The 25,304-nt window shown below is 42.8% G+C and carries 27 protein-coding genes; 13 read left to right on the forward strand and 14 right to left on the reverse strand.

All coding sequences use genetic code 11. The features are described from left to right. Positions 1-288 precede the first annotated feature (288 nt). From HWQ39_RS19665 to HWQ39_RS19685, 5 genes are all read left to right on the forward strand, one after another. Positions 289-939, forward strand: a complete 651-nt coding sequence (locus HWQ39_RS19665) for a sigma-70 family RNA polymerase sigma factor (protein WP_292848680.1) — start codon at positions 289-291, stop codon at positions 937-939. 257 nt (positions 940-1,196) lie between these two features. After that, entirely contained in the window at positions 1,197-3,980 is a 2,784-nt protein-coding gene (locus HWQ39_RS19670; RefSeq protein ID WP_292848683.1) for a CHAT domain-containing protein, read from the forward strand. Between the two features lie 204 nt (positions 3,981-4,184). Then, positions 4,185-5,153 (forward strand): DUF1822 family protein, encoded by a 969-nt coding sequence (locus tag HWQ39_RS19675; RefSeq protein WP_292848685.1) that lies wholly within the window; start codon positions 4,185-4,187, stop codon positions 5,151-5,153. A gap of 183 nt (positions 5,154-5,336) precedes the next feature. Then, positions 5,337-7,673 carry a CHASE2 domain-containing protein gene (locus HWQ39_RS19680; protein ID WP_292848688.1) on the forward strand — a complete coding sequence of 779 codons (2,337 nt, stop codon included), beginning with the start codon at positions 5,337-5,339 and terminating at the stop codon, positions 7,671-7,673. A gap of 45 nt (positions 7,674-7,718) precedes the next feature. After that, positions 7,719-8,546: a DUF928 domain-containing protein gene (locus HWQ39_RS19685; RefSeq protein WP_292848691.1), complete on the forward strand. Its 828-nt coding sequence runs from the start codon at positions 7,719-7,721 to the stop codon at positions 8,544-8,546. Positions 8,547-8,632: 86 nt separating this feature from the next. On the opposite strand, the gene HWQ39_RS19690 is transcribed toward HWQ39_RS19685, so the two are convergent. Beyond that, positions 8,633-10,741: a M3 family metallopeptidase gene (locus HWQ39_RS19690; protein ID WP_292848694.1), complete on the reverse strand. Its 2,109-nt coding sequence runs from the start codon at positions 10,739-10,741 to the stop codon at positions 8,633-8,635. A 36-nt stretch (positions 10,742-10,777) separates the two neighbouring features. Between HWQ39_RS19690 and HWQ39_RS19695 the strand changes: the two genes are divergently transcribed. From HWQ39_RS19695 to HWQ39_RS19705, 3 genes are all read left to right on the forward strand, one after another. Continuing rightward, positions 10,778-10,975, forward strand: a complete 198-nt coding sequence (locus HWQ39_RS19695; protein ID WP_292848697.1) for a hypothetical protein — start codon at positions 10,778-10,780, stop codon at positions 10,973-10,975. A gap of 304 nt (positions 10,976-11,279) precedes the next feature. Further along, positions 11,280-12,236 (forward strand): hypothetical protein, encoded by a 957-nt coding sequence (locus HWQ39_RS19700; RefSeq protein WP_292848700.1) that lies wholly within the window; start codon positions 11,280-11,282, stop codon positions 12,234-12,236. 463 nt (positions 12,237-12,699) lie between these two features. After that, positions 12,700-13,161, forward strand: a complete 462-nt coding sequence (locus tag HWQ39_RS19705; protein WP_292848703.1) for a cupin domain-containing protein — start codon at positions 12,700-12,702, stop codon at positions 13,159-13,161. 145 nt (positions 13,162-13,306) lie between these two features. On the opposite strand, the gene HWQ39_RS19710 is transcribed toward HWQ39_RS19705, so the two are convergent. Together HWQ39_RS19710 and HWQ39_RS19715 are read right to left on the reverse strand one after the other, a co-directional pair. Beyond that, the gene (locus tag HWQ39_RS19710; RefSeq protein ID WP_292848705.1) at positions 13,307-15,127 is read right to left on the reverse strand and encodes an ABC transporter ATP-binding protein; all 1,821 of its coding nucleotides are present in this window, start codon (positions 15,125-15,127) and stop codon (positions 13,307-13,309) included. 87 nt (positions 15,128-15,214) lie between these two features. After that, a complete protein-coding gene (locus tag HWQ39_RS19715) occupies positions 15,215-16,015 on the reverse strand; it encodes a DUF6816 family protein (RefSeq protein WP_292848708.1) in 801 nt (266 codons plus the stop codon). A 119-nt stretch (positions 16,016-16,134) separates the two neighbouring features. On the opposite strand from HWQ39_RS19715, the gene HWQ39_RS19720 reads away from it, so the two are divergent. Further along, positions 16,135-16,440: a carbon dioxide-concentrating mechanism protein CcmK gene (locus HWQ39_RS19720; protein ID WP_292848711.1), complete on the forward strand. Its 306-nt coding sequence runs from the start codon at positions 16,135-16,137 to the stop codon at positions 16,438-16,440. Between the two features lie 127 nt (positions 16,441-16,567). Here HWQ39_RS19720 and HWQ39_RS19725 read toward each other — a convergent pair whose 3' ends face one another. From HWQ39_RS19725 to HWQ39_RS19750, 6 genes are all read right to left on the reverse strand, one after another. Then, positions 16,568-16,972 (reverse strand): ChuX/HutX family heme-like substrate-binding protein, encoded by a 405-nt coding sequence (locus HWQ39_RS19725; protein WP_292848714.1) that lies wholly within the window; start codon positions 16,970-16,972, stop codon positions 16,568-16,570. A 41-nt stretch (positions 16,973-17,013) separates the two neighbouring features. Beyond that, on the reverse strand, positions 17,014-17,967 hold the full coding sequence (locus tag HWQ39_RS19730; RefSeq protein WP_292848789.1) for a PhoH family protein: 954 nt from the start codon (positions 17,965-17,967) through the stop codon (positions 17,014-17,016). Positions 17,968-18,319: 352 nt separating this feature from the next. Beyond that, entirely contained in the window at positions 18,320-18,754 is a 435-nt protein-coding gene (locus HWQ39_RS19735; protein ID WP_292848717.1) for a KH domain-containing protein, read from the reverse strand. Beyond that, entirely contained in the window at positions 18,717-18,977 is a 261-nt protein-coding gene (rpsP, locus tag HWQ39_RS19740) for a 30S ribosomal protein S16 (RefSeq protein WP_012409382.1), read from the reverse strand. Before rpsP ends, HWQ39_RS19735 begins: the two co-directional genes overlap by 38 nt. 200 nt (positions 18,978-19,177) lie before the next feature. Beyond that, on the reverse strand, positions 19,178-20,641 hold the full coding sequence (gene ffh / locus HWQ39_RS19745; RefSeq protein WP_292848720.1) for a signal recognition particle protein: 1,464 nt from the start codon (positions 20,639-20,641) through the stop codon (positions 19,178-19,180). An 89-nt stretch (positions 20,642-20,730) separates the two neighbouring features. Next, positions 20,731-20,898, reverse strand: coding sequence for a hypothetical protein (locus HWQ39_RS19750; protein WP_292848723.1), 168 nt, complete (start codon positions 20,896-20,898; stop codon positions 20,731-20,733). On the opposite strand from HWQ39_RS19750, the gene HWQ39_RS19755 reads away from it, so the two are divergent. Next, positions 20,891-21,436, forward strand: coding sequence for a dual specificity protein phosphatase family protein (locus HWQ39_RS19755; RefSeq protein ID WP_292848726.1), 546 nt, complete (start codon positions 20,891-20,893; stop codon positions 21,434-21,436). The two genes, HWQ39_RS19750 and HWQ39_RS19755, sit on opposite strands and share 8 nt — an antisense overlap. A gap of 46 nt (positions 21,437-21,482) precedes the next feature. Next, on the forward strand, positions 21,483-22,172 hold the full coding sequence (locus HWQ39_RS19760) for an SAM-dependent methyltransferase (protein ID WP_292848729.1): 690 nt from the start codon (positions 21,483-21,485) through the stop codon (positions 22,170-22,172). 77 nt (positions 22,173-22,249) lie between these two features. Here HWQ39_RS19760 and HWQ39_RS19765 read toward each other — a convergent pair whose 3' ends face one another. The 5 genes from HWQ39_RS19765 to HWQ39_RS19790 all read right to left on the reverse strand — a co-directional run bounded on the left by HWQ39_RS19765 (position 22,250) and on the right by HWQ39_RS19790 (position 23,993). Further along, positions 22,250-22,594: a type II toxin-antitoxin system PemK/MazF family toxin gene (locus tag HWQ39_RS19765; protein WP_292848732.1), complete on the reverse strand. Its 345-nt coding sequence runs from the start codon at positions 22,592-22,594 to the stop codon at positions 22,250-22,252. Beyond that, the gene (locus HWQ39_RS19770) at positions 22,567-22,827 is read right to left on the reverse strand and encodes an AbrB/MazE/SpoVT family DNA-binding domain-containing protein (protein ID WP_292848735.1); all 261 of its coding nucleotides are present in this window, start codon (positions 22,825-22,827) and stop codon (positions 22,567-22,569) included. The genes HWQ39_RS19765 and HWQ39_RS19770 overlap by 28 nt, the downstream gene beginning before the upstream one ends. A gap of 170 nt (positions 22,828-22,997) precedes the next feature. Then, positions 22,998-23,378 carry a type II toxin-antitoxin system VapC family toxin gene (locus HWQ39_RS19775; protein WP_292848738.1) on the reverse strand — a complete coding sequence of 127 codons (381 nt, stop codon included), beginning with the start codon at positions 23,376-23,378 and terminating at the stop codon, positions 22,998-23,000. Between the two features lie 3 nt (positions 23,379-23,381). Continuing rightward, positions 23,382-23,636, reverse strand: coding sequence for a hypothetical protein (locus tag HWQ39_RS19780; protein WP_292848741.1), 255 nt, complete (start codon positions 23,634-23,636; stop codon positions 23,382-23,384). A 201-nt stretch (positions 23,637-23,837) separates the two neighbouring features. Further along, the gene (locus HWQ39_RS19790; RefSeq protein WP_292848744.1) at positions 23,838-23,993 is read right to left on the reverse strand and encodes a hypothetical protein; all 156 of its coding nucleotides are present in this window, start codon (positions 23,991-23,993) and stop codon (positions 23,838-23,840) included. 495 nt (positions 23,994-24,488) lie between these two features. On the opposite strand from HWQ39_RS19790, the gene HWQ39_RS19795 reads away from it, so the two are divergent. Beyond that, positions 24,489-24,734, forward strand: a complete 246-nt coding sequence (locus HWQ39_RS19795) for a UPF0175 family protein (protein ID WP_292848747.1) — start codon at positions 24,489-24,491, stop codon at positions 24,732-24,734. Next, the gene (locus HWQ39_RS19800; RefSeq protein WP_292848750.1) at positions 24,731-25,219 is read left to right on the forward strand and encodes a DUF3368 domain-containing protein; all 489 of its coding nucleotides are present in this window, start codon (positions 24,731-24,733) and stop codon (positions 25,217-25,219) included. Before HWQ39_RS19795 ends, HWQ39_RS19800 begins: the two co-directional genes overlap by 4 nt. The last annotated feature ends 85 nt before the right edge of the window (positions 25,220-25,304 follow it).

Consider the following 25,304-nt stretch of genomic DNA (forward strand, 5'->3'; position numbering starts at 1 on the left):
AAGCCTTCTCTTTCAGAGACGCTAACGGTACAACTCCGCTTAGAGCGAGTCTGTGATACTGAGTATTCGGGCGTCGCATCTTGATTCTGACTCCTGTTAGCGCAGCGAGGCGTAGCCCATTCTGATTCCTGAATTCTGACTCCTGAATTCTTCATTTTCCCAGTTCAGGCAGGAAACGAGATGCGATACTCCCGTTGAAAAAGATATCCCATCTTGACGAAAGGTAATTCTTTAGTGCGTTGTTATACGCAATACTAAGATATTCTTGCTCTCTTCGCCAAGATTGTCATGGTTCCATTCGATGAACAGCTACGCCGCTTAGTTACAGAAGCCTGTGGACACAAACCTGGAAGCCCTCAGCGTCAGAAGTTGCTCACGCAAATTATTCGCTTGACAGCAAGTAGACTCTGGAGAGAAACTACTCCCTACTATCAAGATGCACTACAACAAACTTGGTTGTATTTCTGTCGCAATGTTTGTGAAGGTTTGACAGGTCAGATCTACGATCCCAATTATGGCAGTGTCATCACTTGGCTGAATGCCTACCTAAGAAGGAGACTACAAGACTTTTACCTTAACCAGAATCGGGAACAAGCCACAACAGTTCCTCAGAGAACTCGTCAGTCTACATCAGGTGGAATAAGTGAAGCCATTGATCCTATAGATAACCTCGCGGCTAGTCCCCAAGCACCTCCAATTCTGGAAGATTTGGAGATGTGGGCGCAGACAGATTCTAATGGAGAACTGCGCGGTATTTACATTAAAGGGCGTCCAGATGTGAATTGTCAGGTGTTAATTCTCAAACGCTTACCCCCGGAAGTTAGTTGGAGAGAATTATCTGAAGAATTTAGGCTGTCAATTCCCACATTAAGCAGTTTTTATCAACGCCAATGTCTACCGCGTTTACGTAAATTCGCAGAACTGGAAGGATTATTATGATGAGTGATGAGTGTTATTAGCAGTAGCGGGGTGTTGAGTGCTGTTAGTGGATAGCTAAGGTTTAGCCCGTGCTGAGTAAGAAGTAGTACTGTTGAATCTTTCCATTTTCAGCCGAGAAACTCACTCTTTGGTGATAAATAAGATTGTGGAAGCTTAGGGATAGGTGAGAGAGAGGAATGGTACTATTACTGTGGTAGCCGAAGCACCTATAGTTCATCCTGTACGCTCCTGGTTATCGTCTACCTCTTGTCGTGGTTATGGCTAAAACAACTAGGATTTTTGGCGCTAATTCTGTAAAAGCTAAAAGACAAAAGGGGCTGGGGCGTCGCGTATTTTCCCTATGTTGCAGGATTTTTTACCCATTCAGAGTCGGCCAATCACTCATTTTGGAAACCAAAAAAACTGTACTGGCTCACTTTTTATCTTTGCCTTTTTACTTCCTGATCGCTTTACTATGCATTATCGGTTCACCGGTGCTAGCAAAAGTTCCTAGTTCAATCAATTCATCATCGCAACCGTCAATTAACAGGCTGACATCGTTAGCTGTCACCACCGATCCCGCTTCATTATTACAACAGGGCAAAGTTTTATACAGTGCTGGCAACTTTGCTAAAGCTGTAGAAGTATTGCAAGAAGCTGTCCAAGCATATAAACAGCAAGGGGATAATCTCAAACTAGCAGCGACACTGAGTAATCTTTCCTTAGCTTATCAGCAACTCGGTGCATGGAGTCAAGCGCAGCAGGCAATTACAGAGAGCTTAGACTTGCTGAAAGGACAGGATAAAAACCAAAATTTGCAAATATTTGCCCAATCATTAGATATTCAAGGCCGTCTACAACTGGCAATGGGACAGTCTGAGGCAGCTTTAGCAACTTGGCAGCAGACGGAAGAAATTTACAAGCAAGCAGATAATCAAAGTGGTGTGGTGCGATCGCTAATCAATCAAGCACAGGCGTGGCGTACCCAAGGATTTTACCCCCGCGCTGTCAAAACACTCGATCGAGTTAGTCAGACATTAAAATCTCAACCAGATTCTATAGAAAAAACAGTGAGTTTGCGATCGCTTGGTGATGCCCTTTTGGTATTGGGTGATTTGAAAAAGTCACGCCAAGCACTAGAAGAAAGTTTAAGAATTGCTCAAAATCTGCAATCTGGCGCTGATATTGGGGCTAGTCTGTTCAGCTTAGGGAATAATGCCCGTAAACAACAGGAAAAACAACAAGCGATCGCCTATTATCAACAAACAGTCGCAGCATCTCCCTCACCCCTGACAAAAATTCAAGCGCAACTAAATCACCTGGCACTACTAATTGAAGATCAACAATGGGCAAAGGTTCAAAGTCTCTTGCCATTGATTAAGTCGCAACTCGACCAACTCCCCCTCAGCCGTGCAAGTATTTACGCTCGTGTTAACTTTTCACAAAGTTTAGCAAAAGTCAAGAGTGGTGTATTGCAAGCATCCAGAAATAATTATTACTCAGGACTCAGCACCAAAGACTCAGCAAAGTTACTCGCCAGTGCCATCCAGCAATCCCGCAGTTTAGGGGACAAGCGGGCGGAGGCTTATGCTTTGAAGAGTTTAGGCAGCTTGTACGAAGAAACTAGGCAGTGGTCAGAGGCACAAGACCTGACACGGCAAGGATTAGCTTTGGCGCAGAGTAGCAATGCGCCAGAAATCACCTATAGCTTGGAGTGGCAGTTAGGTAGATTGCTGTGGGCAACCAAAGATATTAATGGTGCGATCGCCGCTTATGATGCAGCTGTAGACACTCTCCAGTCTCTCCGCAGAGATTTAGTAGTGAATAAAGATTTCGTAAACCAGGATATACAATTCAACTTCCGGGACAGTGTAGAACCCGTCTACCGCGAGTCAGTAGAATTACTGCTACAATCCCAACAGGGAAAATCAAATGAAAAAATATTAGATAAAGCACGCGATCGCATTGAAGCACTCCAACTAGCAGAATTAGACGACTTCTTCCAAGAAGCTTGTCTGCAAGGACAAAAAGTAGCCCTAGATAAACTGGTAGACCAAAATAATTCCAAGGCTGCCATCCTTTATCCAATTATTCTTCATGACGAACTCCAGGTAATTGTCAAAATTCCCAAACAATCTCTGCAAAGCCACAGCACCAAGATTTCCCAAGCAGAAGTAGAGAAACTCTTACTAGAACTGCGAAGAAATCTTGTCAATCCCACTGCTACTAAGATCGTCCAAACCCAATCGCAAGAAGTTTATAACTGGCTGCTAAAACCCATTGAGTCACAACTGCAAAAAAGTGGCGTCGATACCCTAGTATTCGTCCTAGATGGCCCATTACGTAACCTCCCAATGGCAGCACTTTACGATGGTCAACAATACTTAGTAGAGAAATATGCGATCGCTCTGAGCGTAGGTTTGCAACTCCTCGATCCGAAACCGCTAGTAAAACAGCAACTTAGAGCGCTAACAGCAGGACTGACTCAGCCACCGCCAGGATTTACTAAATTTGCACCATTGCTGGCGATTAAATCTGAGTTTGATGGCATTAGTAAAGCCGGAGTTGCGACAACCAGCCTCATGGATGGAAATTTTAAGAAAAAGAATTTAGAAAGTGAAATTAGTGCTGCTTCATTCAACATAGTGCATTTGGCAACCCACGGTCAGTTTAGTTCTCGCCTTGAAGACACTTTTATTTTAGATTTCGATGGTCAGATCAACGTCAAAGATTTTGATACTCTCTTCCGCAGTCAGGGTAAAACCATAGTAGAACTATTAGTTTTGAGCGCTTGCCAGACAGCAGCAGGAGACAGTCGTGCAGCACTCGGTCTAGCAGGAGCAGCTGTACGAGCCGGGGCACGCAGTACCATAGCTTCCCTATGGCAAATTGATGATGAATCAACAGCGATGTTTGTGAGTGCCTTCTATCGAGAACTCAAGAGCGGCAAAATCACCAAAGCCGAAGCAGTCCACCGTGCCCAGCTACAACTGTTGAAACATCCCAACTATCATGCACCAAGCTTTTGGTCTGCCTATGTGTTGATTGGGAATTGGTTTTGATTTGGGGACTGGGGATTTGAGAAGAAAGATTATTACTTCGACCTCAGAACTTGGAACTTCAGCTTCAGAAAATAAAGCGTCAAGCCTAGAACTTCCCAATCCCTAGTCCCCAATCCCCAGTCCCAAATATTCAATTTTGTGGCATAAATTTAGTGAATGCAGCTGATATGTAACATAGCAGCATTGATCACTCAAGATTGACTTATGAATAACTCCACCTATCAGCTAGACGATTTCGCTTTGACATTGCCGATTCCCCAAAGAGCTCGCATAACTGCCCAGCAATTTGCTAACCAGCAACCAAACCCTGAAAAAGCAGAGCAAGTCCGGTTGAATACTCTGGCTGTATGGGTGGTAAATGACTACTTGCAGATGATGGATATTCCGACTGATCTTCAAGCTAGTGACAGTTGGAACCCCATCATGCGCTTTTGCGGGAATGTAGCTGACTTAGATGTACCCTCAATTGGTCGTCTGGAGTGTCGCCCCGTCCATCTACATCAGCAAATATGTTCTATTCCTCCAGAAACTTGGGAAGAACGAGTAGGTTATTTAGTAGTTCAGTTTGATGAATCGCTCCAAGAAGCGAGGCTGCTTGGTTTTATCCCTAGTGTCGCAACTGAAACACTGCCTTTAGCGCAACTGCAACCATTGGAAGCGTTTATCGATCATTTATGGCAACTACGTCAATCTCCAGTTAATTCACTAGTGAATTTGAGTCAATGGTTTGCTGGTGTATTTGAGACTGGCTGGCAAACTATTGAATCCCTGTGGAACATGCCAGAACTGAGACCAACTTATGCCTTTCGCAGCATTGAAACTTTGGAACTAGAGACTCTTAATCGACCAGAATCAAATACTAAACGGGCAAAACTGATTGATTTGGGTATCCAAATTCTTAACCAACCAGTCATGTTAATTGTGGAAATTAGCTCCGAAAAAGATCAACAAACTAGTATTCATCTCCAATTGCACGCCACTGGCAATCAAATCTATTTGCCACTAGGAGTTCATCTCACTGTTCTAGATAGTTCGGGAGCAGTATTTCTAGATGCTCAATCTAGAAGATCGGACAATTACATTCAGTTGCAATTCCGTGGTGAACCCACAGAGCAATTTAGCGTTAGGGTAGCCTTGGATAATACTAGCATTACCGAACATTTCCGAATTTGAATTGTGTAGCTATCTTCCCTCTTTGTCAGTAATTTCTTAAGTGGTAATTGGTTAATTAAAAACTAAAAATTAAAAATTCAAGCTGGCTTTTGAGGATTTTCAGAAAAGTCTGTAGATGCTTGTGGAGCTTGTTATGAGACATTAGAACAGGGCGCGATCTTGCATAGGGAGGTAACGACGGTCATGGGTAAGTTAGTGGTAATGAAATTCGGAGAGGGTAGTTTTGAGCAGGGATTTGCTGTTACTCTCCAAATTGGTGAAGAACACGAGCGTGCTGCAACAGAAATTACAGGGAAGCTACCTTCATTTCCTGAAATGCCGCTCTATTATAGTCATTGGCAGTCTAGTTATCGGCAAATAGGCAATCGTTATCGCCTCCATGCTGACAAAATGCAGGTAACTAATGTATCGATGATTCAAGACTGCGAAAACACTTCTCATATTTTGCGGGCACGCTTTAATACCTGGCTGCGGGTGGAAGAATTTCGACCTTTGAGAGAAAAATGGTTAGAAAGATTGTCGTCTACGGACGAAATACGGGTAATTTTGCAAACAGAAAATAGCCAATTACAGCTATTACCCTGGCATCTGTGGGACTTGTTAGAACGCTACCCCAAGGCTGAAATTGCCCTTTCTTCACCATCTTACGATCGCATTCACAAGCCACGCACTCCCAATCAATCAGTCAACATTTTGGCAATTGTGGGCAACAGTAAGGGGATTGACACCCAAGCCGATCAAGCTTTACTGCAACAGTGTAGTAATGCAGAGGTCAGTTTTCTGGTAGAACCACCGCGTAAAGAATTGACTGACCATCTCTGGGGAAAAAACTGGGATATTCTCTTCTTTGCCGGACACAGTTCTAGTAATAAAAATGGAGAAAGCGGACGAATTTACCTGAATAAAACTGATAGTCTGACCATTGGCGAGTTAAAGTATGCTCTCAAGAAAGCCATTGAAAACGGCTTGCAATTAGCTATATTCAACTCTTGTGATGGATTGGGTTTAGCACGAGAATTGGCTGATTTGCAAATTCCTCAAATAATCGTCATGCGCGAACCTGTACCAGACCAGGTTGCCAAGGAGTTTTTAAAGTATTTTCTCCAAGGCTTTGCAGGTGGTGAGTCTTTATATCAAGCGGTACGCCAAGCACGAGAACGCTTGCAAGGACTTGAAGATCGATTTCCTTGTGCAACTTGGCTACCAGTGATTTGCCAAAATCCAGCCCAGATGCCACCTACTTGGGATCAATTAAGGTCTGTAAAAACTGAAGAAGATAAACCAAATTTACCTTTGCCTACCAAACGCAGATTTCGGACAATTTTGTTACCCAGTTTGGCAATTACAGTCTTGGTTTGTGTGGTGAGATGGCTGGGATTTTTAGAAAATCAAGAGATTCAAGCCTTTGACTTAATGATGCGATCGCGCCCTGCCGAAGGTATCGATTCCCGATTGTTGATAATCACAATTGACGATGACGATTTGGCAATTCAAAGACAAAATAACGAATATTTGATCGGAGCATCGATTTCCGAAAAATCTCTCAATAAACTCCTGGCAAAACTGAATCAATACCAACCCCGTGCGATCGGCTTAGATATCTACCGTGATTTTTCTGCCAAAGAACCAGATTTAATTACTCGTCTCCAACAAACTCAAAACTTGATTGGTGTATGCAAGGGGAGTGATAGTACAGGAAATATCAAAGGCATTAAGCCACCCCCAGAAATCCCCCCAGGAAATTTGGGATTCAGTGACTTTATTCACGATCGCGATGGCGTGATTCGTCGGCAACTTCTGTTTATGAATCAAGAGACAACGTCTTTGTGTTCTGCTCCTTATGCCTTCAGTTTACAACTAGCCTCCCTCTATCTGCGCCCTTTAGGAATTCCAACGAAGTTCACCCCAAAAGGGAATTTGCAGCTGGATAAAACTATTTTTCCGAATCTGAAGCCTCATACTGGCGGCTATCAAAATATTGATGCTAATGGTGGTCAAATCTTACTCAACTATCGTTCATCAAAAGAGATAGCCGAACAGGTGAAGCTAACGCAATTTTTATCTAGTCCAATTAACCCCAGCGCCATTAAAGACCGAATTGTTCTCATTGGTGTGGTGGCAAAGGGAGATTCTCCAGATACCTGGCCAACACCCTATGGCGTTCCTTTAGATGAGCAAATGCCAGGAGTATTAGTACAAGCTCACATGGTCAGCCAGATCCTCAGTGCAGTCCAGGATGGGCGGCCGTTATTGCGGGCTTGGTCATTTTGGGTTGAGGTGGCCTGGATTTGGGGCTGGTCTTTAGTAGGGGGAGTCTTAGCTTGGCGCAGGTTTTCGTTACCCTGGTTGGCGTTGGCAGTTGGTGTTACTTCTAGCGTTTTGTATGTAGTTTGCTTTGGTCTGTTAATTTCGGGTGCTTGGGTACCGTTTGTCCCGTCAGCTTTATCGCTGGTAGCGATGGGGGGATTGATGTCAATTTATAATTCAAAAACAGACCGGCAAGGGAGTGGGGGAGAATAAGTAATACCCAATTTAAAATCTAAAATCGTATAAGGCAAGGTTTTTATGAATTCAAATTCACAACCAATAAAACTGTTTTTAGTATTAGCATTTAGCTGTACAAATTTATTAGTTAACCTAACTTCAGTACTAGCGAAACCAACTCTTGATTCTTCACGTAGCGATGGCTCTCAGACTAAAACAACCCTGGCTCAAGTTGCCAGCTTTAATCAACCTCCAATTCCACCTGGCCCTGCTCCTGGCGGTCGGGTTCGTGGTGGAGCGAAACGCGGGGGGCCTGGATGTAAAATTACCAAACTTGACCTGACTGCTTTGGTACCTTTTACTCAGGAAGCTAACTCAGTAGTTAATGTCTGGGGACAAACAACAGTAGAACACCCAAGTTGGTTTTTCTATGTGCCCTATACCAAAGATTTGCCTTATACAGTTGAATTTGTAGTGCAAGAAGATCCTGACTCTAAGGACTCTAAGGAGATTTACCGAAAAGCGATCGCTCTACCAGATAAACCAGGAGTCATCCGCGTTTCTTTGCCTACGAATACTCCGGCTTTAGCTGTAGACAAACAATACCGCTGGTTTTTCACCATTAACTGTGACAAAGAGAAGAATTCGCCCCCGACTTACGTTGAAGGGGTAATAAAACGAGTGAACCTGAGTGCAGAAACAGTCAAAGAACTAGAAACCACAGAACCTCTAAAGCGCTATGCAATCTATGCCCAAAAAGGAATATGGTACGACGCACTGACGACGCTGGCTGAACTGCGTCAAAAAAATCCTCAAGATGCGGCACTGCAAGCAGAGTGGCGAAATTTACTAGGCAGCATCCGCTTAGATGATGTTGGAGCAGAATCCATTCTTCCAGTAACACCTTAAAATCGGAAAAAATTTTCAGTTAAAAATTATTTGTCAAAATGTTGATGTAGGGACGTTGCATTGCAACGTCCCTACAGAGGTGTTGTTTAGTTTGCAGCCGCACTCACTAAACCATTGTGCCTCAGCAAAGCGATCGTACTTGGTTCACGACCCCGGAAAGTTTTAAACACTTCCATTGGATGCTTGCTACCACCAAGGGCCAGCACCGTATCTCGATAACGTACACCTGTCGCTTTTACAGCTTCCTCATCTTCTAGCCCAGCTTCTTCAAAAGCGGCAAAAGCGTCAGCGCTCAGTACCTCAGCCCACTTATAACTGTAGTAGCCGGCTGCATAGCCACCCTCAAAAATATGCCCAAAAGCACATAACATTGAATCTTCTGGAAGTGGTGGTAAAATGGTAGTAGTTTTAGCTATGCGCTGACGCACATCTGCCGGAGTTTCATTGCTACCAGAACGATAACGGTAATGTAATTCTAAATCAATACTACTAAAGTGAATTTGCCGTAACGTAGCAGTACCAGTCATATAATTACGCGCCGCTAGCAGCTTTTGATAATAATGTTCCGGTAGAGCTTCTCCAGTTTCGTAATGTTTAGCCATGCCAAACAAAGTAGGTCGCTCATAACACCAGTTTTCCATAAACTGACTAGGTAGTTCCACTGCATCCCATTCCACATTATTGATGCCTGCGGCTCCAACATAATCAACCTTGGTGAGCATGTGCTGCAATCCATGACCAAACTCGTGGAACAAAGTTTCTACTTCATAAAAAGTCATCAAACTCGGCTTGCCATCTACTGGAGGAGTTTGGTTACATATCAAATAAGTCACAGGCAACCGAACGCTAGATGCACCATTTTCAGTGATTTTGGCACGATTGATGCACACATCCATCCAAGCACCACCACGCTTTTCTGCTGGACGGCTGTAGGGGTCTAGATAGAAGTAGGCTATGGGAGAACCATTTTCATCAGCTATTTGGAAATAACGGACATCCTCATGCCACACTGGAGCTTGACCATCGGCTGGGGTTACAGTCACGCCAAACAAGCGCTTGACAAGTCCAAACAAGCCATCTAGCACTTGAGGAAGGGGAAAGTAGGGACGCAATTCTTCAGCAGTAAAAGCAAATTTTGCTTCTCGTTGACGTTCTGCCCAAAAGCTGATATCCCAGTGTTTTAAATCTTGATATTCTTCTCCATAAGATGCAGCAAAAGCTTGGAGTTCTTTTAAATCTTTGACAGCAGCATCATAACTAGCCTGACGTAGTTCTTCTAATAGTGCTTCCACTGCTTCAACATTAGGAGCCATTTTACTGGCAAGGCTCAACTGGGCAAAACTCTTAAAGCCAAGTAAATCTGCGAGTTCTTGCCGTAACTCCAAAATACGCACAATTAACGGATTATTATCTAAATCGCCATTAGAAGCGCGGGTGATATGAGCTTTGTAGAGCTTTTCACGCAAATCTCGACGGGTGCTGTGCTGCATGAAAGGGCCGAAACTGGGGAAGTCTAAAGTAATGCGCCAGGGGCCATTTTCTGGTGTGGCCTTTTCTTCTCCAGCTGCACGAGCAACTTGGGCGGCTAAACTAACTAAACTTGGTGGTAAACCGTCAATTTCCGCTTTTGTAGTCAGGGTTAAGCTAAAGGCTTTTGTGGCATCAAGTACATGGTTAGAGAATTTGGTCGAAAGTTCTGCCAACTCCATCTGAATGGCGTTGAAACGCTCTCTTGCTTCTCCTTGTAAGCCAACACCAGAAAGCTCTGCGTCTCGAATGGCAGCTTCAACAATCCGCTGTTGGGCTAATTCTAAAGTTGCCCAACTATCACTGCTACGGAGTGCTTTAAAAGCATTGTAGATGGGTTGGCTTTGACCGAGCTTGTTGATAAATTGTACGACTAGTGGCTGTACGATTTCATGGGCTTCGCGCAGTTCCGGGCTATTTTTAACACCCATTAAATGATTTACCACCCCCCAACTCCAGGTAAGCCGTTCTGTCAGCTTTTCTAAGGGTTCTACTAAACCACTCCAAGTCGGCTGTACATTCGCTTCTAAGGTGGCAAGGTGCTGATCAAGTTCTGCCAACAACTGATTGAAGGCTGGTACTACTCGTTCTGGTTTAATCTCTGCAAAGGGAGGTAAACCATTGCCTTGGAGTAAGGGATTATGGGAAATAATGGTACTTGCACTCATGATTTTGTGTGAACTGCGAAGGAATAAAAATCAACAATGATTTTTATTTATATATCTTCTAATGTAACGATCGCTGTGCTATTTATTATTGCTATTCTGGTAAAAAAGCAAAAAAAGCGAGAATTACTCACACAAAGTATTCCAATACAACTATTTTGTGTTGATTATGAAGTATCTAGCATACATTTTTGGCGGATGCTTCGCACCATCGTAGAGTGCATTTACCTAACTTAACCTGACTAAAGGCGATGCTATGGCGGGCTACGCCTACGCAAAAAGATATCATAATGTACTATGTCAAACAGGTAGCTCATCCGCGAGCATGGGCGTTATCCTGAAGGCGTAGTTTCAGCCCAGCAATTAGACGCTTTCAAGGCGTGAGAGTAGTTCAATTAACTGAGTGCGATCGAGCGTCCTTGCCAAACAGAGAAGGGAAGTTCTATATTGTTCCACATTTATGATATTATTTGGCAACTCATCTTTTTACTCGTAAAATCGAAGACAAGATCAAGGTCAGTAGAAAAGAGTCCCTAAATTAATGAGTACGTTAATCAGTCAGGGTGGAAGAGCTATCACTAAATTTCACGTGGTAGACCGGATCAACGATATCGCTTGGCAAGCTCACCAAGGTAGCGTTGCTGCGATTATTCAGCTATTGAACGAAAAGCTAGCCAAGTCTGGTGTCAGAACTAGAGCCATGTTTTCTGATGGTGTCTTACAACTTCTGTGCGAGGCGGCTAGGGTAGAGCAACTTGAGCAATCTCCCCTCGTAGAACAAATTCACCAAATTCTTGAGTCCATCGCCCCGCGTCACATTCGTCGGGTTAGTATCAACAGTCGGATTGTTCGGGAACAACAATTACTGTGGTTAAAGGAAATAGATAGCGATCGCGAAAACCAATTACTTTGGTCACAGGAAATTACACTAATTCAACCTAATATTATAAAGCAATTAATTAAAGATTTCACAGAAGCTCAAGCTGAACTAGGAAAACCAAATTATCCTAAAACTCAAGTCTCTCGTCCTTTAGTACTCATTAACAAAGAAAAATACAAAAATAAACCTAACACAAAGATATTAGCTGCGGCTGGTTTATGCTCACTGTTGTTGCTCAGTTGGATTGTTTATGCCCATCTAGGTAATAAACTGAAAAACCTCATACAATTAGAAACTTCCAAATCTTTAACTACAGAAAATACTAATAAGACGAAAGTCCAAACACCATCTCTTGTTCCTAACAATAGCCTTTCAGAACAACCTGACGATCCATTTACAACATCTGTGCGAATTGCAAATCTTGCTTCTGCATCTGGGAAAACAGCTACAACCTCAACTCAGTGGTTAGAGATAGCTGCTAAGTGGCAACGGGCTTCTGATTTAATGAGTACTGTGCCACAAAACCACACCCGCTATCAAGAAGCTAAGATTCGTACTCAACTATATAAGAAATATAGTGAGGCGGCGCAGAAAGAAGCCCATAAGAGTAAATCTTAGTACAGTTTTGTATGAAATCGTAGCGTTTTAAAACGCACTAAGTAGCAAAATCAGTCCAAAATAGACACAAAGTTTTAATAAATTTAATTCGCTACGAATTAGTTACAGCAAATTGCAATCAAACGTGCCACAAATAAAAGCAATACTGGGCTTTGTTTTATGATTTATTTTTGTGGCGGGTTTGATCGAAAACTGCTGTAAATGCTGTACTTAGTTTTGTAACTCGACTTCCAACTAAGGGTATGGAAAAGTTTCTCTTAAATATAGCAACCGCCAAGACGGTTAGGACAAACAGTATAATCTACGAAAATTGAGGTGAACATTCTGAACAAGCTTCGTTTCCGTATAATAGATAGTTAGGGTTCACCGCCTGAATGCACAAACATAGAGAAGTTTTGCTTCGATTCGTACCCTAGACATAATGGAATAGATTATATGCCCCAGAATTCCTAGAGGTGTCAGTATGACTGTTATCACTCCTGATCGTCTCGTCGTAGAAGAAAGCCCTTCTCACACCGCGCACGAGCCAAATCGCACACTCTGGATCAGCGAAGCAGGAGGGCTTACCCAGTTTGGCGCGTTCATCGAAGTTCTGCAACCTGGCTCTCGTTCATCGATCAAGCATTGGCATAGTGCTGAGGATGAAATGGTCTATGTCCTCGAAGGCGAGATCACGCTCATTGAAGGAGACACAAAGACTGTACTACGTCCTGGCGACGCTGCAACTTTTCAAGCAGGAGTGGCGGTAGGTCACTTCCTTGAGAATCGCAGCGCCAAAGCAACGCGATGCCTAGTAGTCGGCAACCGAGCGGCAGTAGACACAATCACGTATCCTGACCTTGATCGGGTATGTCACCGCGATCGATCGCTGCCAGACGACATCTGGACTAACAGTCTGGGAGAACCTGCTCCGAGTCCCTACTAGTAGTACGCCAAGGCAACTTGGCGGGGTAAAGGGACTCATGTTTTTTATCCCTTACCCTTTTCCTTATTGTGAATAAAGTCGATTGAATCAATCGGATTCATTCTGTGGTAAATCTAAAATTTAAAATCTAAAAGGTGTATATCCCCTAACTCAGGAGTTCTCCTGTTTCTTGCAGAGAGTGCAAGCGGCGGTAAATACCTTCGTGACGCAAAAGTTCGTCGTGGCTACCTACTTCTACAATCTTTCCTTGCTCTAGAACGACAATTTTATCAGCTTCTCGCACTGTGCTTAAACGGTGGGCAATCACAATCGTGGTGCAAGTACCCTGAATCGATCGCATGGCTAGCTGAATTGAACGCTCAGACTCATAATCTAAACTAGAGGTGGCTTCGTCAAAAATCAGCACGTCTGGTTCCACCAGCAACGCTCTAGCAATTCCCAATCGTTGTCTTTGTCCTCCAGATAGTCTGACACCTCGTTCCCCCACAACGGTGTAATAACCTTGGGGTAGTTGCTGCACTATTTCATCGACTCTAGCAATCCTACAAGCTTCCTTGACTTGCTCGAAAGTGGCATTCGTTCTACCATAGGTGAGGTTATCCAAGATAGTACCGTTAAAAACGTCTACTTCTTGGTGAACGATCGCTAGCCTTCGTCTATACTTACCCACATTCAAAGTGCGAATATCTTGACCATCAATCAGAATTTGACCTTCTTGAGGTTCAAAATATCGCAATAGCAATTTCACTAAAGTAGACTTACCAGAACCGGAACGCCCCACTAATGCCACTGTTTGGTATGGTTCAATCAACAAGTTGATATCTTGCAAAACTTGACGGTTGGCATCATATCCAAAACTGAGGTGTGACAACTCGACTTTTCCAGTAAATTTATAAGGTGATTCTGTGTAGTTACTCTCTTCTAAAAGACTAGCTGAATCAGATGCAGTTGGCTCTTGGAGAAATTCGTGAAACCGTAGCATGGAAGAATAACGACGGGCAAAAACTTCTGCCAAGCTACTAATAGGTTCTAATTCGGCATAAGCCATGCTAGAAAGAGTTAAGGTCATGACAAAGTGACCGAGAGAAATTCTCCCATTTACTGTTGCTGCTAAAGTCAAACCCAGAATTGTAAACACACAAAACTGAATTACGGTTCTTTGCCAAGTACCCAATATCGTATAACCTTTGTGGATGCGATAATCAAGCACCGTTAGTTCGCGATCCAAACGTTGCTTTTGCCGTTTAAGTTCCCTACCTTCTGTAGCAAATGCTTTTACCGTTTTGATATTGGTGATTAATTCGGAAGTGCGGCTTTCGGTGTCCTCTCCATACTTATCCAGACGACTTTCGTACCTAATTAGCTGTTGTAAACTCCTCAAGCTGAAGCTGAGAATAATTACAAAGGAAATTAGATATAAAATTGCAATCCGCCACTCAATCAACAAGATAAACACAAAAATCCCCAGCACACGAGCCAGTTTAGGAATCAACTGTCCGGCAATTTCAGGGTAACTAAAAGTATGATTAGAAATACCTCTAGCTACTCTTCCGGCAATACGTCCAGGGTTATTTTCATCATAAAATTCTAGTGGCAAAGTCAGAACTTTAGCGATCGCTGTTTCGTTTTTTTCTCGGCGCGATCTGAAGGCTATATCCCAATGAAACCAATTGGTTAACCAGGGTTGTGTGGGCGCTCTCACTACGGTGACAACGAAAATTAAACCCAGTAATACACCTAAAGATAGAGTTTGATTAACTGGATAATTGGTGATTTCCGAAAAAGTTGCGATCGCACTTTGAAGTGGTTTATCCAATGGTTGAGCAGACAAAACGTTTAAAATCTGCCCGATTGCATAAGGGACAACCAAATCAATAATTTCGTAAACGCCGGATGCTGCAATACTAAAAACACTTAGTTTCCAGTCAGAGCGAAAGTAATTAACAATATCTTGAAATTTGGCCATGATGCACACCGTCCAAGAGCGCGATCGTAAACTTGGAATTTATATACTACAGATGTATTACAAAGTAGTCAAGAGCTAGATGACAAATCAACCTTTGGGAGTAGTTGGCAGTTCTTGAGGGAAAAATTCAAGGCGATAGCGGTAGAGAGCAACTGGTCGAGAACCCGCTTTAAAGTAATCTGGATCTTGGGGTGAAAGATAAACAGCAGTAACTTGATCTGCTTCAATCGCCGGATTAGATGTTGGAAGCTTATGATAAGCCGTAGTAGATTCTACAGAGTTTAAATAGGGGCGTGAACCGCCTTTAAATAGTTGTTGAAACACTTCTGTAGTGATAAATTTGCTATCAGGGGGATTTTCTGTGGCTCGTGCAGTCACAATGGAAACTAGTTGCCGACTGCTACGCAAGAACGTAATTTGACGATTAGGTGAATCTGGATCTACTTTGACTAATAACACTGCTTCATCCCCTAAATAAGCCCTTGCCAAATTCAAGCTATTAAACGCTCTATCTGCTACTAAAATTGGGGATTTGTAACCTATCTGAGGAAGTATTTTTAACCCAGAAATAGATGGTTGCTCTTTCACAAATCTTACTACAAAACTCACAGGCTGATTTAATTGTCGGCGATTACCTTCAAACCCTGGCGTTACGATTTCTGGTGCTAAAGGTGCAGCTAAATCTACCAAAGTACTTGTAACTTGCCAAGTACCAGCCATCCATTCCGGGTAAATCAAATCACCCGACGCCGGTTGTACCGAAGTTAATTTTTCCAATTGGGGAAAATTTGCTAACCGTTCAGACAACTCTCCTGCAACAGCTTCACCACCCCACAGAAGGAATAAAAGCAGCAAGCAAAAACTCCAAATTCCCTTAATTACAAGCATTAGTAGTTTTGTATTTAACGTTTATTATTTATAGATTAAAAATTAATTATTTCTGTGTTAAAAATTAAAATTTTATAGTAGATTAATCAACCCTACAATTCCAAATTTATCGTTACAGCATGACATTAGCACTAGGCATGATTGAAGTTTATGGCGTTCCGACAGCAGTGGAAGTGGGGGATGCAATGTGTAAAGCTGCCCGTGTAACCCTTGTTGGTTATGAAAATACTGATTTGGGACGAATTACCGTGTTAATTCGAGGGGCTATTGGCGAGGTGAATGTGGCAGTGACAGTAGGACTAAAGGCGGTGCTGCAAGTTAACGGTGGCGAAGTGCTTTCTGAGCATATTATTCCCCGTCCACACGAAAATTTAGAATATGTTTTACCAATTCATCGCAGCGTTAATAAGCTAATCGGCATTTAAGTTGCATAAAAGCAGGGCTGAAGCCCTTACTACGAGCGAATCATTCTGGAACAATGAATGACGATTAGCTTATCCAGCAGTTCAGTGCAGATATTCGATTTCCTCCACCCTTATCAGTTTAGCTGTATTAAATTTCTGCTGGTAAAGGTTGCCAAACTTCCCCATATTGCTCTTTCAAAGCCAGCCAAGCTTCCACCTGTCCGGGTTCATATTCCCCCGGTTTACCCCATTGTAAAAATAGGCTCAAAGCAGATTCTTGTTTCTCATCTAAAAAGCGAATTGCATAAGTAGTAAAATTACCTCTTTTTGCCTCACCCGTTTCAAATTTCACTTGAATAATTTTATCCATATTCAAGTGAAACTCAAAGCCTTCGGTGTGCATATTTGCATATTTACCTTTGGGCAATTCTGCATAAAATAGCTTTTCAATTTTGCCACGTGCTTCTAATACAGCAGCGCTGCTAGTAACAATTAAACGCAAAGTTCCCAAAGTCTCACAAGCTGCTAAAAATTCTTTCAAAGTAGTACTCATAAATTATTATCCTTTCTGAGTTTTTTACTAATGACTAATGACTACTTTTCATATTGTTCATAAGCAGCCACAATACGCTGAACTAAAGGATGGCGCACGACATCTTTTTGGGAAAATTCGCAAAAGGCAATGCCTTCAACGTGTTTTAAAATTTGTAAAGCCACTCCTAAACCCGATTGTTGGTGAAGTGGTAGATCAGTTTGTGTCATGTCGCCTGTAATCACCATCCGCGAACGGAAACCCAAACGAGTCAAAACCATTTTCATCTGAGCGGGTGTAGTATTTTGAGCTTCATCGACAATTATAAAGGCGTTATTGAGGGTACGTCCCCGCATATAAGCGAGTGGGGCGACTTCAATCACACCGCGTTCCATTAAACTGGGTACTTTTTCTGGATCGATGAATTCATAAATAGCATCGTAAAGTGGGCGAAGATAGGGATTAACTTTCTGCTGTAAATCTCCAGGCAAAAAACCGAGTTTTTCACCAGCTTCGACAGCAGGGCGAGTTAAAATTAGCTTTTCAACTTGGTTGGCAAGGAGTGCTTGCACCGCGACAACAACAGCGAGATAAGTCTTGCCAGTACCGGCAGGGCCAACGCCGAAAGTGAGATCGCGTTTACGGAGTGCGTCGATATATTGACGCTGGCGGAAGGTTTTGGCACGAACTTCTTCACCCCGGCGACTTTTGGCGAGGACATCTCGCTGTAAATCTTGCAGTTCTCCTTGGCGATCGCTATCTATGGCTTGACGGGCTGTTAAAATATCGGCACTGGAAATAGTATTGCCTTTAATCCAGAGGTCTTCAAGCGATCGCACTAATCGAGAAGCCAGATCAATTTGCTTTTCAGTACCAGAAATCACTAATTCCTGTCCGCGTAGCACTAAAGTGGCTCCTGTTTGCCGAGATAGGATTTTGAGATTTTCTTCTCCATCTCCAGCTAGAGCGATCGCACTGGGAATATTCGGCAGCTGAATTGTTAAGGCACCTGCCATAGGATTTTTTAATTGGTGAGGATCTGTATTTGACAAAGGTTAATTTTTCTCGCTAACGGCGAAATTATGTTTTTATTACCTACATTTTAAAAAATTTTTGTAATAAATTAATCGTCCGTAGGGGCGTACAGCTTGCCCTCATCCCCTAACCCCTTCTCCCAACATGGGAGAAGGGGAAATGGAGAATTAATTTACTCCCCCCTCCCATGTTGGGAGAGGGGCTGGGGGTGAGGGCATAGCCCCCACGAAGAGTCTAAAAAAAGATTTTTAAATCTTTTTGCTACTTTCTATCTTTGCAAAAATTCTGAGCGGAGGTAACAACAACCGCTCAGACTTGCTCTCTAGTTTCAACCTAGCGTAGACGCGGTTTAACAATGGGTTTAGGCCCATCATTTGCACGCGGTTCTCTCTTAGTCGGCGGTGGCGATCGCTCTTCTGTGTCTTCATCAAAAGACATACCCTCGCGGCCCGGAGTGGTGCTGCCATAGATATCCAGGTATGTTGATTGCCCAGCTGCGGCTGCGGCTGCGGCAATTACTGTACGAATCGCCTGAATATTGCGTCCCCCTCGACCAAACACTTTTCCTTTATCTGTGCTTTCAAAGGCGATGCGAACCCAAACCCGGTTGAGGGCCTGAGAAATTTCACAATCGACACTTAATGTCTCTGGAGATTCCAAAAACGGCTGCACCAAAAAGCGAACCAGATCAACATAGTTGGGGCTAGCTGTTGGGAGTTTTGTTCCGAAATTATGATGCGGCTGTTGCACTGACCTGCTCAAAAACATTAGCTTTTACTAGAATGCGACGAACGGTGTCAGTGGGTTGAGCGCCTTGTTGTAGTCGCTTGACGATACCGGGAACGTCTAGTCGCACTTCATCAGTTCTGGGGTTATAAAAACCCAACTCTTCTAAGGGACGGCCATCGCGGCGAGCGAGGTTGTTAATGGCGACAATGCGGTAACTTGCTTCCCGTTTTTTACCGAATCGCTTCAGGCGCAGTTTGATCATGGTTGAAGAATCATTCTCCTATTGTTTAAAAGGAAGTTACCTAAATCTGGCTTTTGCCGAGAAATTGAAGGTTAGTTTCCTCTGCTGATAAATTCTGAGGTCGAAATGCTAATTTTAGCACTGCCTAGCATTTGCTGCTATTAGTCAAGAGTCATTTGTCCTTTGTCATTGGTTAATGACCAATGACTAATGACTCTTGACTAAAGATTGCCGAAGCCTTTTTTCTTTTTATCTTTGGGTTTTTTCTTTTTCGTGGCTGAGGCACCATCATAACCCCGCCATCCGGGGGCAGGGGGACGATTCCCAGCGCCCGCGAAGGCGTTACCCATACCGCCACCGCCGAACATTCCCGGCATTCCAGGGAAGCCGCCTTGACCCATTTGCTGCATGAGCGATCGCATTTTTTGGAAATCACCCACCAGTTTAGTCACATCTGACTCTCTATAGCCGGAGCCAGAAGCAATCCGCCGCCGCCGACTGGGAGAACTAGCTAATAAATCCGGGTCATGGCGTTCTTGGCGAGTCATGGAGTTAATCATCGCCTCACAGCGCTTTAACTGGGTTTCTCCCTGCTTGAGTTGATCGTCTGAAAGCTTGTTCATCCCTGGGATCATCTTGATCAAGCCTCCCAGAGAACCCATGTTCTTCAGCATCCGTAACTGCTTGAGAAAGTCAGTAAAGTCAAACTTCGCTGACAAAATTTTCTCCTGCATTTTCTCAGCATCAGCTAAGTCAAACTCTTCCTGGGCTTTTTCCACCAGGGTTAACACATCACCCATACCCAAAATCCGCGATGCCATGCGATCGGGATAAAACGGTTGCAGTGCCTCGACTTTTTCACCCACGCCCACAAATTTAATCGGCGCTCCCGAAATCTTTCGCACAGAAAGCGCTGCACCGCCACGGCTATCACCATCTAATTTAGTGAGAATCGCCCCAGTAATGCCAATCTGATCGTGGAAGGTGCGGGTAAGATTAGCGGCTTCTTGACCAGTCATCGCATCCACCACCAACAGAGTTTCATGTGGTTGAACGGTTGCTTTGATGCGGGCTAATTCCGCCATCATATCTTCGTCAATTTGCAGACGACCAGCAGTATCAATAATTACTGTGTTTACACCTTCTGCCCTGGCGCGTTCTACACCTTGCCTTGCGATTTCTACAGGATCGGCATCGCTTCCTAGTTCAAATACTGGTACGTCAATTTGCTTACCCAAGGTTAGCAATTGATCGATCGCTGCTGGACGATATACGTCTGTCGCCACCAACAAACAGCTACGATCTAATTTTCTCAGATGTAGGGCTAATTTAGCGGTAGCTGTGGTTTTACCAGTACCTTGCAGCCCAGCCATTAGAATAATCGTAGGCTGTTCCTGGGCTTCTGCGATGGGAACATTTTCTTCTCCCATCACCTGCACCAGTTCATCGTGAACAATTTTGATAAACTGTTGGTCAGGTCGCACGCCAGTAATCACCTCGGCGCCCTGTGCCTTAGCTTCGACTTCGCTAATAAAATCTTTGACTACCTGGAGGTTAACATCTGCTTCCAACAAGGCGCGGCGCACTTCGCGCAATGCATCTTGAATGTTGGATTGAGAAATTTTGTCCTGTCCCCGCAGTTTTTTCCAGGCGGATTCTAAACGGTCAGATAATGCATCAAACATAATGTAATTACAGGTAGTTCGCCAATGGAGAATTCTAAACCGCCGATGAATGCGTTGGCGTAGCCCGCCGCAGGCATTGCGAATTTCCGCTAAAGTTTTAACGTGCTATCTACCAGCTTAGTATTTTTCACCCCGACTGTAGCAACTAGATACGGATTGGGGACTTTGATTTGAATCGTTGCTATTGCTGCGATCGCCATTTTCTGCCATTGATGAGATTTACTAACCTCGACTCTAGACAGTTTAGATATGTACAAGTTTGCCCCAGCCTGGGAGAAAGAGCAAATAGTCTTTGGTGCTGCGCGACCTGGATACACTGACAAGAACGTTCAAGATTGGGTAGAATTCATGAAGCGCCAAGATATCAAGCGTGTTTGCTGTCTTCTTGCTGAACAACAGCTAGCTTCTTACTCCGATCTTTTGGGCATATACAAACAGGAATTTGGCAATCAGCTAGTTTGCTCTGCACCAATTGCAGATTTTCATTTATCTGATTTAGAAAACCTCACCCAGAAAATACTTCCTTTCTTAATAGAAGCTGATAAACAAAATGAGAAAGTTGTAGTACATTGCGCTGGTGGAATTGGACGTACTGGACATGTGTTAGCGGCTTGGCTAGTTAGTGTCCGAGGATTATCAAATCAAGCTGCAATAAATGCTGTCAAAAGAACAGGTAGAAATCCTTATGAAGCTGCGATCGCTGCTGTATTTAGAGGTAGAAATCCCTTGAAGGTTGTCAAAGAACTTGACGTGCTTCTGAATGATTGCCGGGGAGCAGTGCATCAAACATTTTGAGTTTGCTATTATCCTGTTTCATCAGTCTATTTACGAGGTGAATTTTATGGCAATGGTTTTAGAGAAAGTAGTTCCTTTTGGTAGGTCAATGGATGAATATATAAGAATATTCAATTTAACAAACGCAGATTTAAACAAAAGTATTATTGGCATTGGAGATGGGCCAGCAAGCTTTAATGCAGAAATGACACGTCAGGGGAAAAGTGTAGTTTCTGTTGATCCACTATACCAATTTTCCGGTGATGAAATATTGCAAAGATTTAATGAAGTGGTAGATAACATCATTAACCAAGTCAAGGCAACATCGAATGATTGGGTATGGAGCTATCATAAATCCCCTGATGATTTGCGACACAATCGAGTTAAAGTTACTCAAGAATTTTTATCTGATTATGAAACTGGCAAAAAGAGCAACAGGTATATAGTCGGTGAGTTGCCGAAATTGGCGTATAATAATCAAGAATTTGATCTAGCCCTTTGTTCACATTTATTATTTTTATATTCAGATCATCTCGACTACGATTTTCACTTAAGTTCAGTAGATGAGATGTTGCGTATTGCTAAAGAAGTCCGAATTTTTCCCTTGATAACTTTAATGTGGAAACATTCACAACATTTAGATGAAATAGTTAAATATTACACTTCAAAAGGTTACAAGGTAGAGATTGAAAAGGTTGAATACGAACTACAGCCTGGTGGAAATAAAATGTTGAAGATAAGCAGAGACGTTATATAATTCGTATTCATCGAGAATTAGTATAACCATTGCGATGGAATAACATAACAATCCGGTGTACACGATTGTTAGGCATATTATTCAGCAAACATTTCAGCCAAGATATCTAAAACTGCTTTTTTTTCATCAGAACCAATCTGACCTAGCTTTTTGACTAATCGAGTTTTGTCAACTGTACGAATTTGATCTAGAACAATTTGCCCATCCTTGCCCTGAAACTGACAAGCAATACGAGTTGGATAAGACTGTCCTTTAGTTGTCATCGGAGCAACAATAACCGTGGCAATATATTTGTTCATCTCATCTGGTGAGATTATTACACAGGGTCTTGTCTTCTGAATCTCACTACCAATCGTCGGGTCGAGGTTAACCAAAAACACATCAAATCGATTGACTACCACTCCCACTCTAGATGCTCCCACTCTGTGGTTACGCCATCATCAAGCAGTGCATCGTCGTGTTGCTTCGCCATAGTTGCAAATGCTTCCTCCCATCCATGACGCGATTGAGAGGCAGCACGGACAATTAGGTGACAATTTTGAATTTCAATTTCCACCTCTTCGCCAATACCACTTTGTTCCAACAGAAGTTTAGGAATGCGGATACCTTGAGAATTCCCAATTTTAACAATACGGGTTCTAATTGCTGTCCCCATGAGAATATTTGTCCTAAATTGTAATTACATTGTGATTACTATTCGGGATTTTGTCAACAAGCGCTCAATTTTCAATAATTTTTAATGCGTAGGCGTAGCCAGCCGTAGGCATCGCTCTTAAAATTACCAGATGCGATGTCTACGACGGGCTACGTCTACGCACTTTTTTCTTAACTGGGTTTATCAGACTCAAACGGATTCCACAATCTCACCTGTGTAATCCAACGGAAATCATCTGTATTTCTTGTTATCAAAGTTAGTCCATACACTAAAGCAGTGCCGGCAATAATTGCATCACCTAAAGTCATTCGTTTCTGTTGTCGCAGAATTACCGCTTGATTTAACACATCTTGAGAGATTGGTAGAACCTGAGCAACTTGAAAAAACTCTTCAAAATACTGGCGTTGTTCGTCTTTAAGCAGATGATAGCCTAACACTTCCAAATAAGTGAGTGCTGATACCGCAGGTGCATATTCAGCAATTAACTCTCTCAATTGGGCGTTTTCTAGTTGAGCAGAATATATAATAATAATATTGCTATCAAGCAGCACGTTTTATCGTCCCGGAAGTGAACGGTCTTGACGGGTTTCTTGCTGCCAAATAACTGGATCAACATCAGTCAAAGCTTGACTCACAGCAAGTTTTTCTAATATTTCAGCCATTCTTTGTCCCCGTGCTTGTTTATCTATGACTGATTCATTTTCGAGCAATGTAACATGAACCGGGATTTGTTGCTCTCCCAATGTTGGTACATCATCAATCCACTCTAAACGACTTCCTTTCAACCAAGCTCTGAATGTTTTTAGCATTATTTTGCTCTCTACTTTCTATCTATCTTGGCATGGCTCTTAAAATTACCAGATGCGATCGCTAAATTCCATTTCAAACGCAGCACTGCTAGTTAATAATTCTACTACTGTGCCAACTTAACCACGATACAGGTTGTATTCAGGTAGATCAACTGTCAGCGCTACTACATCCAGCAAGTCAATTCTAATTTTATTCATACTTCATCGCTTTTGTGGAGGCAAGGAACCCCTGAAATCTCCGCCGTCCCAATCAGATCCATCAAGCCAGCCATCATCTTCCGTATCCCACAACAACATATATGCAAGTAACAAGGTATTGATAAATCTCTCTACAGGAATTTCCCAATGTTTAGCCATCTTGTCTAATTGCACTTTTGTTATTGAATTCGATGATGTAAAACATTGCAACACATCATCGTGGCTACAAGACCATCCAGAAATGAATTTATCAAAATAAGGTTTATATTTCTCTGTTGGGTGAGGTTTCTTAAAGTTAGTAAAGCGAACTTCTTTAAAGAAGTCTAGTTTGAGACCAGCAACAAGCCCATCAGAATCTTTACCATCAATTTAGTAATAAAGTGAAGTACCTTGACCATTAAAACTGTGAGCAGCACGAATAATTCTGGGAGTGACGAAATCATCTCCCTCGAAATCTGCAAGAACATCCTTTATTGCCATATAGACCGTATTCAGTACTCAAGTATTATTCTTAGGGTTCCCAAAGCAGAACAAAGCGTTACATTATGACATGAACAATATTTATAAAAAGGATAAGGTTCGGTTTATTTACCTGATTATCACTTGGCGATGCCCAAGCTTCTTAGAATAGTAGTGATAGAGAGGATTTTAATTATGAACGTCGTCATTCCTAATGAAATATTAACCGCAACTCGGATGACTGAAAGCGAAATGAAGCAGGAAATTGCGGTGATGCTCTTTCAAAAAGAAAAGTTAACCCTTGCTCAAGCCAGCCGGTTTGCAGGTATGAATCGCATAGCATTTCAGCATCTACTCGCAAGTCGTCAAATTTCAGTGCATTATGAGGTCGAGGATTTTGAAGAAGATATAAAAAACTTGCGGGCGATGGGTAGACTGTGATCGTTGTCAGTGATACTTCACCCATTAATAACCTTGCTGCCATTAACCATCTTCATTTACTACAACAGCTTTACGGAACAGTCCTAATTCCTGAAGCTGTCTACCAAGAACTGACTGATCCAAACTTTCCGGTTGCAGGTGCAACTGAAGTCCAAACTTTTACCTGGATTCAAACTTATCCAGTTCAAGATCGAACATTGGTTGAAGCACTCAGCAATGAATTGGATATTGGTGAAGCTGAAGCGATCGCTCTAGCACTAGAAACCAAAGCAGACCAAGTTTTGGTTGATGAACGTCGTGGTCGCATGGTTGCAGCTAGGCTAAATCTTGGTTACACAGGGATTTTAGGGATCTTGGTTGAAGCTAAAAGTCAAAGGCTGATTTCTGCTGTGAAACCTTTGTTAGATGCTCTGATTAATCAAGCAGGATTCTGGGTGGCGGAACCTTTATATAAGAGGGTTTTGCAGCTTGTTGATGAAAATTAAATGTGGCATAGACTTTTTAACTGAGCAGCAGTAGGTATTCTGAAAATTTTTCACCTATTAACTATCCTAGCAAGTGTTTGGGGTT

The sequence above is a fragment of the Nostoc sp. NMS8 genome, from assembly GCF_017115045.1.
In the GTDB taxonomy this organism is placed as follows: domain Bacteria; phylum Cyanobacteriota; class Cyanobacteriia; order Cyanobacteriales; family Nostocaceae; genus Nostoc.

Excerpts from the sequence above, each read along its gene's own strand:
- HWQ39_RS19665 (WP_292848680.1), top strand. The coding sequence starts at position 289 with ATGGTTCCATTCGATGAACAGCTACGCCGCTTAGTTACAGAAGCCTGT.
- HWQ39_RS19670 (WP_292848683.1), top strand. The coding sequence starts at position 1,197 with ATGGCTAAAACAACTAGGATTTTTGGCGCTAATTCTGTAAAAGCTAAA.
- HWQ39_RS19675 (WP_292848685.1), top strand. The coding sequence starts at position 4,185 with ATGAATAACTCCACCTATCAGCTAGACGATTTCGCTTTGACATTGCCG.
- HWQ39_RS19680 (WP_292848688.1), top strand. The coding sequence starts at position 5,337 with ATGGGTAAGTTAGTGGTAATGAAATTCGGAGAGGGTAGTTTTGAGCAG.
- HWQ39_RS19685 (WP_292848691.1), top strand. The coding sequence starts at position 7,719 with ATGAATTCAAATTCACAACCAATAAAACTGTTTTTAGTATTAGCATTT.
- HWQ39_RS19690 (WP_292848694.1), bottom strand. The coding sequence starts at position 10,741 with ATGAGTGCAAGTACCATTATTTCCCATAATCCCTTACTCCAAGGCAAT.
- HWQ39_RS19695 (WP_292848697.1), top strand. The coding sequence starts at position 10,778 with ATGATTTTTATTTATATATCTTCTAATGTAACGATCGCTGTGCTATTT.
- HWQ39_RS19700 (WP_292848700.1), top strand. The coding sequence starts at position 11,280 with ATGAGTACGTTAATCAGTCAGGGTGGAAGAGCTATCACTAAATTTCAC.
- HWQ39_RS19705 (WP_292848703.1), top strand. The coding sequence starts at position 12,700 with ATGACTGTTATCACTCCTGATCGTCTCGTCGTAGAAGAAAGCCCTTCT.
- HWQ39_RS19710 (WP_292848705.1), bottom strand. The coding sequence starts at position 15,127 with ATGGCCAAATTTCAAGATATTGTTAATTACTTTCGCTCTGACTGGAAA.
- HWQ39_RS19715 (WP_292848708.1), bottom strand. The coding sequence starts at position 16,015 with ATGCTTGTAATTAAGGGAATTTGGAGTTTTTGCTTGCTGCTTTTATTC.
- HWQ39_RS19720 (WP_292848711.1), top strand. The coding sequence starts at position 16,135 with ATGACATTAGCACTAGGCATGATTGAAGTTTATGGCGTTCCGACAGCA.
- HWQ39_RS19725 (WP_292848714.1), bottom strand. The coding sequence starts at position 16,972 with ATGAGTACTACTTTGAAAGAATTTTTAGCAGCTTGTGAGACTTTGGGA.
- HWQ39_RS19730 (WP_292848789.1), bottom strand. The coding sequence starts at position 17,967 with ATGGCAGGTGCCTTAACAATTCAGCTGCCGAATATTCCCAGTGCGATC.
- HWQ39_RS19735 (WP_292848717.1), bottom strand. The coding sequence starts at position 18,754 with ATGTTTTTGAGCAGGTCAGTGCAACAGCCGCATCATAATTTCGGAACA.
- rpsP (WP_012409382.1), bottom strand. The coding sequence starts at position 18,977 with ATGATCAAACTGCGCCTGAAGCGATTCGGTAAAAAACGGGAAGCAAGT.
- ffh (WP_292848720.1), bottom strand. The coding sequence starts at position 20,641 with ATGTTTGATGCATTATCTGACCGTTTAGAATCCGCCTGGAAAAAACTG.
- HWQ39_RS19755 (WP_292848726.1), top strand. The coding sequence starts at position 20,891 with ATGTACAAGTTTGCCCCAGCCTGGGAGAAAGAGCAAATAGTCTTTGGT.
- HWQ39_RS19760 (WP_292848729.1), top strand. The coding sequence starts at position 21,483 with ATGGCAATGGTTTTAGAGAAAGTAGTTCCTTTTGGTAGGTCAATGGAT.
- HWQ39_RS19770 (WP_292848735.1), bottom strand. The coding sequence starts at position 22,827 with ATGGGGACAGCAATTAGAACCCGTATTGTTAAAATTGGGAATTCTCAA.
- HWQ39_RS19780 (WP_292848741.1), bottom strand. The coding sequence starts at position 23,636 with ATGCTAAAAACATTCAGAGCTTGGTTGAAAGGAAGTCGTTTAGAGTGG.
- HWQ39_RS19790 (WP_292848744.1), bottom strand. The coding sequence starts at position 23,993 with ATGGCTAAACATTGGGAAATTCCTGTAGAGAGATTTATCAATACCTTG.
- HWQ39_RS19795 (WP_292848747.1), top strand. The coding sequence starts at position 24,489 with ATGAACGTCGTCATTCCTAATGAAATATTAACCGCAACTCGGATGACT.